12 protein-coding genes are annotated in these 13,605 nt (G+C 66.4%); 7 read left to right on the plus strand and 5 right to left on the minus strand.

Annotated features, from left to right (window positions below):
• Positions 1–27 precede the first annotated feature (27 nt).
• The gene (locus AQ619_RS08960) at positions 28–234 is read right to left on the minus strand and encodes a hypothetical protein (RefSeq protein WP_062146495.1); all 207 of its coding nucleotides are present in this window, start codon (positions 232–234) and stop codon (positions 28–30) included.
• A gap of 111 nt (positions 235–345) precedes the next feature.
• On the opposite strand from AQ619_RS08960, the gene AQ619_RS08965 reads away from it, so the two are divergent.
• The 6 genes from AQ619_RS08965 to lexA all read left to right on the plus strand — a co-directional run bounded on the left by AQ619_RS08965 (position 346) and on the right by lexA (position 5,346).
• Positions 346–942 carry an anthranilate synthase component II gene (locus AQ619_RS08965; RefSeq protein WP_062146497.1) on the plus strand — a complete coding sequence of 199 codons (597 nt, stop codon included), beginning with the start codon at positions 346–348 and terminating at the stop codon, positions 940–942.
• Positions 943–949: 7 nt separating this feature from the next.
• Positions 950–1,978, plus strand: a complete 1,029-nt coding sequence (trpD, locus tag AQ619_RS08970; protein ID WP_062146499.1) for an anthranilate phosphoribosyltransferase — start codon at positions 950–952, stop codon at positions 1,976–1,978.
• A complete protein-coding gene (gene trpC / locus AQ619_RS08975) occupies positions 1,975–2,763 on the plus strand; it encodes an indole-3-glycerol phosphate synthase TrpC (protein WP_062146501.1) in 789 nt (262 codons plus the stop codon). The genes trpD and trpC overlap by 4 nt, the downstream gene beginning before the upstream one ends.
• Positions 2,764–2,867: 104 nt before the next feature.
• Complete coding sequence (locus AQ619_RS08980; RefSeq protein WP_062146503.1) at positions 2,868–3,437, plus strand: lysophospholipid acyltransferase family protein; 570 nt, start codon at positions 2,868–2,870, stop codon at positions 3,435–3,437.
• A 63-nt stretch (positions 3,438–3,500) separates the two neighbouring features.
• Positions 3,501–4,322, plus strand: a complete 822-nt coding sequence (gene lepB / locus AQ619_RS08985; protein ID WP_062146505.1) for a signal peptidase I — start codon at positions 3,501–3,503, stop codon at positions 4,320–4,322.
• A 313-nt stretch (positions 4,323–4,635) separates the two neighbouring features.
• Entirely contained in the window at positions 4,636–5,346 is a 711-nt protein-coding gene (gene lexA / locus AQ619_RS08990; RefSeq protein ID WP_062151466.1) for a transcriptional repressor LexA, read from the plus strand.
• Positions 5,347–5,545: 199 nt separating this feature from the next.
• Here the strand turns inward: lexA and mfd are convergent, their stop codons facing one another.
• Genes mfd through AQ619_RS09005 form a run of 3 tightly spaced genes read right to left on the minus strand, consistent with a single transcriptional unit; the run spans position 5,546 to position 10,085 of the window.
• Positions 5,546–9,010 (minus strand): transcription-repair coupling factor, encoded by a 3,465-nt coding sequence (gene mfd, locus AQ619_RS08995; protein WP_062146507.1) that lies wholly within the window; start codon positions 9,008–9,010, stop codon positions 5,546–5,548.
• A gap of 9 nt (positions 9,011–9,019) precedes the next feature.
• Complete coding sequence (locus AQ619_RS09000) at positions 9,020–9,313, minus strand: FAD assembly factor SdhE (protein ID WP_062146508.1); 294 nt, start codon at positions 9,311–9,313, stop codon at positions 9,020–9,022.
• A gap of 52 nt (positions 9,314–9,365) precedes the next feature.
• On the minus strand, positions 9,366–10,085 hold the full coding sequence (locus AQ619_RS09005; RefSeq protein ID WP_062146509.1) for a class I SAM-dependent methyltransferase: 720 nt from the start codon (positions 10,083–10,085) through the stop codon (positions 9,366–9,368).
• A 142-nt stretch (positions 10,086–10,227) separates the two neighbouring features.
• Between AQ619_RS09005 and AQ619_RS09010 the strand changes: the two genes are divergently transcribed.
• Positions 10,228–11,994 carry a DEAD/DEAH box helicase gene (locus AQ619_RS09010; RefSeq protein WP_062151470.1) on the plus strand — a complete coding sequence of 589 codons (1,767 nt, stop codon included), beginning with the start codon at positions 10,228–10,230 and terminating at the stop codon, positions 11,992–11,994.
• Positions 11,995–12,083: 89 nt separating this feature from the next.
• Here AQ619_RS09010 and AQ619_RS09015 read toward each other — a convergent pair whose 3' ends face one another.
• Positions 12,084–13,541 carry a coniferyl aldehyde dehydrogenase gene (locus AQ619_RS09015; RefSeq protein ID WP_062146510.1) on the minus strand — a complete coding sequence of 486 codons (1,458 nt, stop codon included), beginning with the start codon at positions 13,539–13,541 and terminating at the stop codon, positions 12,084–12,086.
• Positions 13,542–13,605 lie beyond the last annotated feature (64 nt).

The following is a 13,605-nucleotide window of genomic DNA, read 5'->3' on the forward strand; positions in this document are numbered from 1 at the left end:
GTTTCGGCGCCTGTCGCGCGCCCAGTATCAGTACCCCAGGCGATCGGCCGGCAGGTGCTGGGTCACGGCGGGCGGGGCCAGCACCATCACAGTGGCGAAGCTGAGCGCGCAGAACGCTGCGAAGGCTGCCGCGGCCAGGACGGGCCCCATCTTCTGGCGACGCTCACGCGGCCGAAGCAGGGCGCGAGCATAGGCGATGGCGACCGGATCGAGGGCGGAATCAGACGAGACCATGGCGGCAGCTTGCCCGACCCGACCGGATCTGTAACGGGCTTAAGGCTTTCTCGCGCCCAAATGCCGCAAACCCCCTCCCGCTCCCGGCCCAGCCGTTCTAGAAGTTAGCCCATGATCCTGGTCATCGATAACTACGACAGCTTCACCTACAACCTCGTCCACTATCTGAACGAGCTTGGGGCCGAGACGCTGGTCCATCGCAACGACGACCTGACCGTGCAGCAGGCCCTGGCCCTGCGCCCGGCGGCGATCCTGCTGTCGCCGGGCCCCAAGGCCCCCGACCAGGCCGGGATCTGCCTGCCCCTGCTGCGGGGCGCTCCCGAAGACATGCCGATCCTGGGCGTCTGCCTGGGCCACCAGGCCATCGGTCAGGCCTATGGCGGCGAAGTGGTCCGCGCCAAGGACGTCATGCACGGCAAGACCAGCCCGATCCATCACGCCGACAAGGGCCTGTTCAAGGGCCTACCCAACCCGTTCACCGCCACCCGCTATCACAGCCTGGCCGTGCGCCGCGAAGACCTGCCGGCCGAGCTGGAGGTCACCGCCTGGACCGCTGACGGCGAGATCATGGGCGTGCAGCATCGCACCCGCCCCGTCCACGGCGTCCAGTTCCACCCCGAATCCATCGCGACCGAGGGCGGTCACCAGATGCTGGCCAATTTCCTCGACCTGGCCGGGGTCAAGCGCGACCTCGCGGTCGGGGCCTAGGCCGAGCATGTCCGACTCCTTCAAGCCGCTGCTGGCCAAGCTGGCCGACGGTCAGACCCTGTCTGAAGATGATGCGGAAATCTTCTTCAGCGCCTGCCTGCGCGGCGAGCCCACACCGGCCCAGATCGGCGCGGCGGTCACCGCCATGCGCCTGCGGGGCGAGACGGTGGGCGAGATCGCCGCCTGCGCCCGCGCCATGCGGCGCGCCGCCGTCAGGCTGGACCATCCCTATGATGTCATCGACGTCTGCGGGACCGGCGGCGACGGCCTGCACACCCTGAACATCTCGACCGCCGTCGGTTTTGTGGCCGCAGGCGGCGGCCTGAAGGTCGCCAAGCACGGCAACCGGGCCGTGACCTCAAAGTCCGGTACGGCCGATGTCCTGGCCGCCCTCGGGGTCAATATCGACGCCAGCCGCGCGCAACAGCGCAAGGCGCTCGATGAGGCCGGGATCTGCTTCCTGTTCGCCCAGGCCCACCATGGCGCGATGAAGCACGTCGCCCCGATCCGCCAGCAATTGGGCTTCCGGACAATCTTCAACCTGCTGGGTCCACTGACCAACCCCGCCGGGGCCCGACGCCAGGTCATGGGCGTCTCGGCGCCCCGCTTCGTCGAGCCCATAGCCCGGGCCCTCGGGGCCCTGGGGGCCGAGCGCGCCTGGTCGGTGCATGGCCAGGGCATGGACGAGCTGACCACCACCGGCGAAACCGAGGTGGCCGAATGGCGCGACGGCGTCGTGCGCTTCTTCACGATCACGCCGGAAGCGGTCGGCCTGCCGCGCGCCGCCCTGTCCGACCTGACCGGCGGCGAACCCGAGTATAATGCCGCTGCCCTGACCCGCCTGCTCGACGGCGAGAAGAGCGCCTACCGGGACATCGTCTTGCTGAATGCCGCCGCAGCCTTCCTGGTCGCCGACAAGGTCGAGACCCTGGCTGAAGGCATCGCGATGGCCGCAACCGCCATTGATAACGGCGCGGCCAAGGCGGCCCTGGCCGGACTGGTCGCAGCGACCAATACCGAACTGGCCAACGCATGACCGACATCCTGGCGAAAATCGCCGCCTACAAGCGCGACGAAGTGCTGGATCGCAAGCGCCGCCGCACCCTGAATGCCCTAGACAACGCTGCGCGCAATGCCTCGTCGCCGCGCGGGTTCAAGGCGGCTCTGGGCCACGCCCATGCGCCGGGCAAGCTGGCCCTGATCGCCGAGATCAAGAAGGCCTCGCCCTCCAAGGGGCTGATCCGCGCCGACTTTGATCCGCCGGCCCTGGCCCGTGCCTATGAGGCCGGCGGCGCGGCCTGCCTCTCTGTCCTGACCGACGGGCCCAGTTTCCAGGGCGCGGATGCCTATCTGATCGACGCCCGTGCCGCCGCCAGCCTGCCCTGTATCCGCAAGGACTTCCTGGTCGACCCCTGGCAGGTGACCGAGAGCCGCGCCTTGGGCGCAGACGCCATACTGGTGATCCTGGCGATGATCGACGACGCCCTGGCCGCCGATCTGATGAGCGAGGCCGCCCGCCTGGGCATGGATGCCCTGGTCGAGGTGCACGACGAGGCCGAGATGGAGCGGGCCGGCCGGCTGGGTGCAACCCTGGTCGGGATCAATAATCGCGACCTGAAAAGCTTCGTGGTCGATCTGGCCGTCACCGAGCGACTGGCCGCCCGGGCCCCGCGCGAGGCCCTGCTGGTCACGGAAAGCGGCATCTTCACCCCGGAAGACGTCGTGCGCATGGAAGCCGCCGGTGCCACGGCCATGCTGGTCGGCGAAAGCCTGATGCGGCAGGCCAATGTGGCCGAAGCGACGCGCACCCTGCTCGGCTGAGCACCGAACATCTGGCGTTCCTGCGCCCAACCGTCCAACCTGACGACTCAAGACGTTCCGCGACACCCACCCGACAGGAACGCGCCGAGGGAGAAGAGACGCCGATGAGCCCAATAGCTCGACTGGTGAAATGGGCCTTGGCCACCTACTTCCGCCTTCAGGGCTGGAGCGTAGAGGGCCAGGCCCCGGCGTCACGCAAGTTCGTGGTCATCGCCGCCCCCCATACGAGCAACTGGGACTTCGTCTATTTCATCGGCGCAGCCGACGCCCTGCACCTCAATCTCAGCTTCATGGGCAAGGCGTCCCTGTTCCGCTGGCCCTTCGCGGGGATCATGCGCGACCTCGGCGGCGTGCCGATCGACCGCTCGCAGTCGCGCGATACCGTTTCAGTCATGGCGGAGGAGTTTTCGCGGCGCGACGAATTCATGCTGACCATCGCGCCGGAGGGCACGCGCGGCAAGGCTCGCCAGTGGAAGACGGGCTTTTACAACATCGCCCTGAAGGCCGGCGTGCCGATGGTCTGTGGCATGATGGACTATCGCCGCAAGGTCGTGAGCCTGGGAGAAGCCATCATGGCCTCGGGCGACTATGAAAAGGACATGGTCAAGCTGGCGGCCATCTACCAGTCCTGCAGCCCCAAGTACCCGGAACGGGCGACTACCTTTCAGGGCTGAGGGCGCCACGATTTCGACAAGCTCGGCCTTTCCCCTATCCCACTTGAGTTCCGGGAGCGTGCGATGAACGACAAGGCCGATTCGAGCCCCAAGCCACCACTCTTGGCCGAGGTCATCGACTGGACCCGCTTCTTCGCCGTGGCCCTGGCGATCCTGATGATCCCCAGGACCGTCCTGGCCCAGCCCTTCCTGATCCCTTCAGGATCCATGCAGCCGACCCTGGAAATCGGTGACCGCATCCTGGTGTCGAAATATGCCTATGGCTGGAGCCGCCACGCCCTGCCCTTTAGCCCGCCCGTCGGACAGGGACGCCTGTTTGAACGTCAGCCGGAGCGCGGCGACATTGTCGTGTTCAAGCGGCCTGGCGACGGCCGCACCGACATCATCAAGAGGCTTGTCGGCCTGCCCGGAGATCACATCCAGGTCCGCAACGGCGTGCTGATGATCAATGGTTCGCCCGTCGAGCATGTGGCCCAGGCCCTCCGCGTCCAGGACGATCACGGTCAGCAGACGATGGTCGAGGAAGTGGCCGAGCGCCTGCCCAACGGCCGGGCCTATCTGACCTACACCCAGGGACCGCAGACACCGGCAGCCAATACTGGCGTCTATCAGGTCCCGGCCGGTTGCTACTTCATGATGGGCGATAATCGCGACAACTCGGTCGACAGCCGTTTCGACCCAGGCCCTGCCCCGCAGGGCTATGCACGCTGCGCCTGGGACAGCGCCCTGGACGGTCATCTGCCTCCCGAAAGGGGTATGGGCTTTGTACCCGCCGAGAACCTGGTGGGGCGGGCCGAGCGCGTGCTGTTTTCCTGGGCCCCGGCCGAGGGGCCGCGCTGGAGCCGGACCTTCAAGAACCTGTCAGCGACGGCCAGCACACCCTAGGCCTGAGTCGAATCAGGGTTCGGCCGCAGAGATTCGAGGCGGAATCAAAGCGTCCTTGCCGTGTTCGGAGCCCTATGGCCAGCCGCTTTCGGCCGCACTCTGCCCTAGCCCTACCGACTCATAGCTCCAGGCTGTGAATGATGTTTCGGTCCCTAAGCCATGGTGACAAAGGGGAATTTCACTGCCCACGGGCCTTGGGCACGCCTGAAAGGCCCTTCAACCCTGTCGTGGTCGTCAACTTGACATTAAGGAAGAACGCCTAGAGAACATTCGCAAGGTTTGCGGTTTGTTCCGCGTCTTCATCGAGGTCGAGATGCTCACGCGCAAGCAGCACGAGCTGCTGATGTTCATCCATGAACGCATCAAGGAGAGCGGGGTTTCACCGTCCTTCGACGAGATGAAAGAGGCCCTGGACCTCGCCTCGAAGTCCGGCATCCACCGCCTGATCACCGCGCTGGAAGAGCGCGGCTTCATCCGCCGCCTGGCCCACAGGGCGCGGGCGCTGGAAGTGGTCAAGCTTCCGCAGCAGGCCACGACAGCTGCACCGCCCAAGGGGCGCGGCACCTTCAAGCCCCAGGTGCTGGAAGGCGGGGGCGCTGTGGCAGCGCCACCGGCCGGTGCAACAACGGTGGCCGCCAATGACAGCCGCGACTTGCCGATCCTGGGCAAGATCGCCGCCGGCACGCCCATCGACGCCATCCAGCACGAACGCGATCGGCTTCCGGTGCCGGAATCCATGCTCGGCGGCGGTGAGCACTATGTGCTTGAGGTGCAGGGCGACTCGATGATCGAGGCCGGCATTCTCGACGGCGACTATGTCATCATCAAAAAGGGCGACACGGCCACCTCGGGTGAGATCGTCGTGGCCCTGGTCGGCGAGGAAGCCACCCTCAAGCGCCTGCGCAAGAAGGGCGGCTCAATCGCCCTAGAGGCGGCCAATCCCAAATACGAAACCCGGATCTTCGGACCTGATCAGGTTGAAGTTCAGGGCAAGCTGGTGGGGCTGATCCGGCGGTATCACTAGGCTTTAAGGCCTGGCGAGATTTGAGGCCGTCCCGGCATTGTCGGGGCGGCCTTTTTGGTTTCTGGAGCACTGGCCCCCTCCGCGCCTCCGGCGCTCCTCCCCCGTAGGGGGAAGATGGTGAGGTCCGCGCTACCCATCTTCCCCCTCCGGGGGAAGGCGATCGCGAAGCGATCCGTAGGGGGCAAGTCGCCGCCCCGCCCTACTCCTTCGCGATCCGCGCCAGATGGCCAAGGATCTTCTCCGCCGCATCCAGCCGCTGGGCCGGGCTGTCCCATTCGCCCTTGATCACCACCTTCTGGTCGGGCCGTACTTTCCAGATCAGGCTGTTCTTGGCGACGTACTGCATCAGCCCCAGCGGGTTGGCGTAGGTATCGTTGCGGAAGCTGGCCACGGCCCCCTTGGGCCCGACATCGATCTTGGCGACATTGGCTTCGCGGCACAGGCCCTTGATGGCGACCACCTTGAGCAGGCTGTCAGTCTCGGGCGGCAACGGGCCGAAGCGGTCGATCAGCTCGGCCGCCAGGGCCTCGCGGTCGGCCGACTTCTCGGCTTCCGACAGACGGCGATAGAGTGACAGGCGCACATTGAGGTCCGGCACATACTCGTCCGGGATCATCACGGCCGCGCCGGTATTGATCTGGGGTGACCAGCCGCGATCTTCCAGCAGGGCCTCGGCACCCTGGCGCTGGCGCAGTTCGGCGACGGCATCTTCCAGCATCTGCTGATAGAGCTCGACCCCGATCTCCTTGATGTGGCCGCTCTGCTCGTCCCCAAGCAGGTTGCCGCCGCCCCGCTGGTCCAAGTCATGACTGGCCAGCTGGAAGCCGGCCCCCAGGCTGTCGAGGGATTGCAGGACCTGCAGGCGCTTCTCGGCCGACAGGGTGATGGTCTTTTCGTTGGGCGTAGTCAGATAGGCATAGGCCCGCGCCTTGGACCGGCCGACCCGCCCCCGGATCTGATAGAGCTGGGCCAGGCCGAACATGTCGGCGCGGTGCACGATCAGGGTGTTGGCCGAGGGGATGTCCAGCCCGCTTTCCACGATGGTTGTGGCGAGCAGCACGTCGTACTGGCCCTCATAGAAGGCCGTCATCACGTCTTCCAGCTGGGTGGCCGCCATCTGGCCGTGACCGACGATGTACTTCACCTCCGGCACCTGGGTGCGGAGGAACTTCTCGATCTCCTCCAGGTCCTTGATGCGCGGCACGACGTAATAGGCCTGGCCGCCGCGATACTTCTCGCGCAGCAGGGCCTCGCGCAGGGTTACCGGATCGAACGGGCTGATATAGGTCCGCACAGCCAGGCGATCGACCGGCGGGGTGGCGATGATCGACATTTCGCGAATGCCGCTGAGCGCCATCTGAAGGGTGCGCGGGATCGGGGTGGCCGTCAGGGTCAGCATGTGCACGTCGGCCCGAAGCTCTTTCAGCTTCTCCTTGTGCTTGACCCCGAAGTGCTGCTCCTCGTCGACGATCACCAGGCCCAGGTCCTTGAACGAGACCTGCTTGCTGAGCACCGCATGGGTGCCGACCACGATCTCCATCTGGCCATTGGCCAGGCCTTCGCGGGTCTCGGCGGCTTCCTTGCCGGTGACCAGACGTGACAGGCGGGTGATCTTGACCGGCCAGCCCTGGAAGCGGTCCTTGAAGGTCTTGTAGTGCTGGCGGGCCAGCAGGGTCGTCGGGCAGACGATGGCCACCTGCTTGCCGCTCATGGCGACCACAAAGGCGGCGCGCAGGGCCACCTCGGTCTTGCCGAACCCGACGTCGCCGCAGATCAGGCGGTCCATGGGCTTGCCCGAGCCCAGATCGCTCAGCACATCGGCAATGGCCGACAGCTGGTCGTCGGTTTCCTCATAGGGGAAGCGGGCGCAGAACTCGTCGAACACACCTTGCGGCGCATCGGTCTCTTCGACCGACTTCAGCTGGCGGGCGGCGGCGATCTGGATCAGGCCCTCGGCCATGACCCGCAGGCGTTCCTTGGCCTTGGCCTTGCGGCCCTGCCAGGCCGCGCCGCCGAGCTTGTCGAGCTGGACGTTCTCGCCGTCGGTGCCGTAGCGGGTCAGGAGGTCGATGTTCTCGACCGGCAGATAGAGCTTGGCCTCGCCGCCATAGAGCAGGTCCAGGCAGTCGTGCGGCGCGCCCTGGACGTCGAGGGTCTTGAGGCCCTCATAGCGGCCGATGCCGTGGTCGATGTGGACGACGAGATCGCCCGGCGTCAGGGCGCTGGCCTCGGCCAGGAAATTGGCGGCACGGCGCTTCTTGCGCGGGCGGGCCAGGCGGTCGCCGAGGATGTCGGTTTCGGAAATGACCGCCAGGTTTTCGGTCTCGAAGCCGTGGTCGAGCGGCAGGACAACCCGCTGCGGAACCTTGGGATCACTGGCCTTGGCCGCCTGCCAGTAGGCCGCATAGGGAATCTTCTTGAGGCCGTGGTCGGCCAGCATTGTCCCGAGGCGTTCCGAGGAGCCCTCGGACCAGGAGGCGAACAGCACGCGTTTGCCGCTGGCGGTCAGGTCGCCGGCATGGTCCGCGGTAGCCTCGAACAGATTGACGCTGTCCTGGGCCCGCTCGGCGGCGAAAACCCGGCCGAGCTTTGCGCCCATGTCGATCACATCCAGGCCCTGGGGCTGGAACGGCGTGAACCGGCGGTGCGGACGATCGTCGAGGGCCTCTTCCCACTCGGCAGCGGTCAGGTAGAGCGCGCTGGGCTCGAGCGGACGATAGGCCGACTTGCGATCCGCGCTGGCGCGGGCCTCATAGGCGTCGGCGATCATCGCCAGCCGCTCGTCGCGCGCCTCGGTGGCCTGATGGTCGACGCCGATCAGGGATCCGGCCGGCAGATAGTCAAAGAGGGTCGCCATCCGCTCATAGAACAGCGGCAGCCAGTGCTCGAGGCCGGCGCGGCGACCGCCTTCGCTGACCGTATTGTAGAGCGGATCATCGCCCGGCGCGCCGAACCTGGCGACATAGCCGCGCCGGAACCGCGAGATGCCGTCGGCGTCCAGCAGGGCCTCGCTGACCGGCAGCAGGTCGATGTCCTTCAGCTGCCTGGTCGAGCGCTGGGTCTCCGGATCGAAGGCGCGGATGCTCTCCAGCGTGTCGCCGAACAGATCCAGGCGCACCGGTTCCTCGGCATTCGAGGGATAGACGTCGATGACCCCGCCCCGGATTGCGAACTCGCCCTTTTCCGAGACCGTGGAGGCGCGGACATAGCCGTTGACGGCGAAATAGCGCTCCAGATCCTTGATATCGACGCTATTGCCAACCCTGGCCGAATAGCTGGCCCGCATCAGGACGGACTTGTCGGGCACGCGCTGCAGCATGGCAGGTGCGGCGATCACCAGCAGGGCGGGCTTGGCGGTGCCCAGGCCCCGGGCCAGCCGCGACAGGGTGGCCATGCGCTGGGCGGCCACGCCGGCCGAGGGCCCGACGCGGTCATAAGGCAGGCAGTCCCAGGACGGGAACAGAACGGCATCGATCTCCGGCGCGAAGAACTTCAACGCGTCGACAAAGGCATTGGCCCGGGCGGTATCCCGGGCGACGAAGGCGGTCAGCCCCCCTCGCGCCCGGGCAATGTCGGCCATGACCAGGGCGTCGAAGCCCTCGGGTGCGCCGGCGAGAGTCAGCCCACCGGCCGCCTTGGCGATCTGCTTGGCATCGTAGGCCATAGGACCCTCTTAAGCGCCGTCGCCGATCGGGCGGACCGCATGGGCCTCAAAACGGAAGGTACGGATCATGGCCAGGACGTCGGTTTCGAACGCCTCGGGCGTGGCCTCCTGGCCGACGATCCAGGCATAGATCTCGCGATCCGGGTTTTCCAAAAGCGCCTCGAGCCGATCCAGCTGTTCTGGCGTCAGGGTCTGGGCGTGGTTGTCCGCAAACGGCCCCAGAATGAGGTCCGCTTCCCGAAACCCGCGATGCCAGGCGCGGAACCGAAGCCGCCGAAGGCGGGAGTCGTGATCAATGGTCATGTGCCCGGCGGATATAGAGGGCCCGGCGGGCGGGCGCCAGCGCTCAAGCCCCTTAAGCAGCGGGTTTGCGCCACTCCAGGATCACATACCAGGGCACGCGGTTGTAGCGCGCGGCCTTGGCCGGTGGGCCACCGGTGGCTGCGGGCTCGTCGAAATGGGTCAGGACCAGCCCCTGCCCAAGGAACCACTGCATGTAGTCGCTGAGCGGCCGGTGCCAGTTGCGAATGGAAATGCCGCGCCAGCGCTCCCAGGTCGACCGCCGCTCCAGATAGCGATCCATCGCGAAATGGACGAGCCGGCCCATCAGATCACGCTGCCAGCCCTCATGGGCACGGGCGGTGCTGAAGCCGCTGAGATTGGCGACAAGCAGGGTCCCGCCCGGCCGCAGAACCCGCGCCATCTCGGCGATCGCGGCCTGTGCCCCTTCAATGTCGATCAGCGAGAGATAGGTGACCACGAGATCAAACTGCCCGTCGGCGAAGTCGAGCGCCTCGGCCCGCCCCTCGACATAGACACCGTCAGGATCGCGGGCCCGCGCCGCCGACAGAAGCTCCGGGGTCGGATCAAGTCCAACCGGCTCGAAACCCTCGGCCCGCAGAAGGCGACAGAACCGCCCTTCCCCACAGCCCACATCCAGAGCCGCACCCCTGGTCAACCGGCGCAGTCTGTCGACCATCGGACCATCGAGGACATACTGGCGGCCAAAGTCGCCGGTTTCGCCCATATCGGCGATCCAGGCCCTGGCCGAGCTCTTCCATCCTCCGTCGTCCATCTTGGTGTCTCGCCTCGACTACTTGCCATCATTGACTTTGCCGGGGTTCGGCCTATTTATCCCCAGCTTCGGAGCAGGTCAGGCGAATCCGCGCCACCCGTTCGCCCAAATACGGGTGGCTTCGAATTTCAGCCAGAATGACATGACAGAATTTTCCGAACTCGGGCTGTCGCCCACGACCCTCCAGGCGGTCGCAGACACCGGCTATACGACCGCTACCCCGATCCAGGCCCAGGCGATTCCGGTCGCCCTCGCCGGTCAGGACGTTCTGGGTATCGCCCAGACCGGCACCGGCAAGACCGCCGCCTTCACCCTGCCCCTGATCGACAAGCTGATGACGGGCCGCGCCAAGGCCCGCATGCCGCGGGCCCTGGTCATCGCCCCGACCCGCGAGCTGGCCGACCAGGTCGCCTCCAGCTTCGAGAAATACGCCAAGGGCACCAAGCTCTCCTGGGCCCTGCTGATCGGCGGCGTCTCGTTCGGCGACCAGGAAAAGAAGCTCGACCGCGGCGTCGACGTGCTGATTGCCACTCCCGGCCGCCTGCTCGACCATTTCGAACGCGGCAAGCTCCTGATGACCGGCGTGCAGTTCCTGGTCGTCGACGAAGCCGACCGCATGCTGGACATGGGCTTCATCCCGGACATCGAGCGCATCTTCAAGATGACGCCGCCCAAGAAGCAGACCCTGTTCTTCTCGGCGACCATGCCGCCGGAAATCACCCGCCTGACCAAGCAGTTCCTCAAGGATCCCGTGCGGATCGAGGCAGCGCGTCCGGCGACGACCAACGAGAACATCACCCAGCTGCTGGTCAAGGTGCCCTCCTCCGATCCGAAGGCCAAGCGCCTGGCGCTGCGCGCCCTGATCGAGAAGGCCCAGATCGAAACCGGCATCGTGTTCTGCAATCGCAAGACCGAGGTCGACATCGTCGCCAAGTCCCTGCGCTCGCACGGTTTTGACGCCGCCGCCATCCACGGCGACCTCGACCAGAGCCAGCGCATGAAGACCCTGGCGGCCTTCCGTGACGGCTCGCTGAAGATCCTGGTCGCCTCGGACGTTGCGGCCCGCGGCCTGGACATTCCGGCGGTCAGCCACGTCTTCAACTATGATGTGCCCCACCACGCCGACGACTATGTGCACCGCATCGGCCGCACCGGTCGGGCCGGACGCTCGGGCGTGACCTACATGCTGGTCACCCCGGCCGACGACAAGGGCTTCGACAAGGTGGTCAAGCTGATCGGCTCGACGCCGGACGAAGAAAAGCTCGACCTCGACTATTCGCAGGCTGTCACCGTCCATCGTGACGGAGACCGCAAGCGCGGTGGCCGCGGCGCCCCGCCCAGCCGCGATCGCGGCGGCGAACGCGAACCGGGTGAACGCTCGGCCCGTGGCGGCCGCGGGGCTCGCAACCGCGACGCCGAAGCCGTCACACCCGAAGCCGCTACCCCGGTCGAGAGCCTGCCCGAAGCCGCTCCGGTTATGCCTCGCGAGCCGCGGCCGCCCCGGGAGCGCAAGCCCCGCGAACGCGGTCCCCGCGCCGATCGCCCGGAACGCGTCGTCCAGGCCGAGACTGTCGAAGCCGTTGCCGAGCCTGTCGAGACCGAGAGCGAAGCCCGTCCTGCCCGCGACCGTGGTCGTGACCGTGGACGCGGCCGCCCGGAGCGAGCGCCTCGCCCGGAACGGACTGAGGCTCCGGCCGCCGTCGAAACCGAGACCTTTGCTCCACGTGAGCGCAACGATCGCCCGCGCCCCGAGCGGGAGGCCCGGCCGGCTTCACCGGTCCGCGGCGTCCAGCCGGTGCGCGGCCGCGAGGACGATGATGATCGCCGCGTCGTCGGCTTCGGCTCCGATACGCCGGCCTTCCTGATGCGCGCCCCGCCGCGCCTGCCCAAGGTTCCGACCGACGACTGAAACCGCCTTGCGGTTTGAGCCAAAAAAGAAAGGCGCCCGGCTTCTGGCCAGGCGCCTTTTTTGTGTAGCAGCCCCTGGAGCCGGCGGGATCAGCGCTTGATCTGGCCCGCCAGATACTTGCGGATCCCTTCGCCATAGGGCGGACGCAGGCCGAGCATCGGCGCAATGTCCTTCTTCAGCTGCTGGAACACAGCCTTGCGATGGCTGAACTCCAGGAAGCCGTCATGGCCGTGATAGGCACCCATGCCGGCGGGGCCAACGCCACCGAACGGCAGTTCTTCCTGGGCAACGTGGAAGATCACGTCATTGACCGTAACGCCACCGCTGGTGGTGCGCTCAAGCACCCGATCCTTCTCGGCCTCGTCCGTCCCGAACCAGTAGAGAGCCAGCGGGCGGTCATGGGCATTGATATAGTCCACGGCCTCCTCGACCTTCTGGTAGGTCTTCACGGGCAGCAGGGGACCAAAGATCTCTTCCTGCATGACCGCCATGTCGTCGGTCGGATTCAGGATCAGGGTCGGGGCAATCTTGCGGTGCGGCTGCTGGGAGAGGTCCTCATTGGCCGGATTGATCTCGACGATCGTGGCCCCCTTGGCCCGGGCATCCTCGACATAGCCGGTGATCCGGTCGAAGTGCCGCTGCGCCACGACCGCTGTATAGTCGGGATTGTCCTTGAGGGTCGGGAAGTACCGGCTGACCGCCGTCTTGGCCTCGGCCACGAAGTTGTCGAGCTGATCAGCCGGGGTAAAGACATAGTCCGGGGCCAGGCAGATCTGGCCGGCGTTCAGGGTCTTGCCGTTCATGATCCGGGCAGCGGCGGTCGCCATGTCCACGCCGCGCGACAGGATCACCGGGCTCTTTCCACCCAGTTCCAGGGTGACCGGCACGAGGTTTTCAGCTGCGGCTCGCATGACGTGACGGGCTACCGATGTCGCGCCAGTGAAGACGAGGTGGTCAAAGGCCAGTCCGGAGAAGGCCTGCCCGACCTCCGCGCCCCCGACGAAGACCGCGATCTCGTCCTCGGAAAACGCCTTGGCGAACATCGTCTTCATCAGGTCCGAGGTTGCCGGCGTGAACTCCGACGGCTTGATCATGGCGCGATTGCCCGCCGCCAGAATGCCCGCCAGGGGCGCAAAGGTCAGATTGACCGGGAAGTTCCAGGGGCTGATCACCCCGACAACGCCCTTGGGCTGGTACTGGACGCTGGCCTTGGCACCAAACAGACCCAGGATCGCCGGCGTCGTCTTGCGCTTCTGCGGCTTCATCCACTTGGCCAGATTGTCCTTGGCGAACTTCAGCGGGCCGATGGAGCCTGCGATGTCGGTCAGGGCGGTGGCTTCAGGCGAGCGAGATCCGAAATCGGCACTGACAGCCCTGGCGATCTCGTCCTGGTGCCCGACCAGGAGATCAATGCAGCGATCCAGCCGCGCGATTCGCTGTTCGGCAGTCCAGGGACCATCCTGCAGGTGAGCCGCCTTCTGGCGCTGCAGCACATGGTTCATTTCGGCCTTGTGGGCCTCGAGCGTCAGATTTGTGGGTGCGTTCATGGTCGCTGTCCTCCCGTCGACCCCCTAGGGGCTCATCTTATCACTGTTTACAATGATCGGCGAA

The sequence above is a fragment of the Caulobacter henricii genome (genome assembly GCF_001414055.1).
GTDB classification, from domain to species: domain Bacteria; phylum Pseudomonadota; class Alphaproteobacteria; order Caulobacterales; family Caulobacteraceae; genus Caulobacter; species Caulobacter henricii.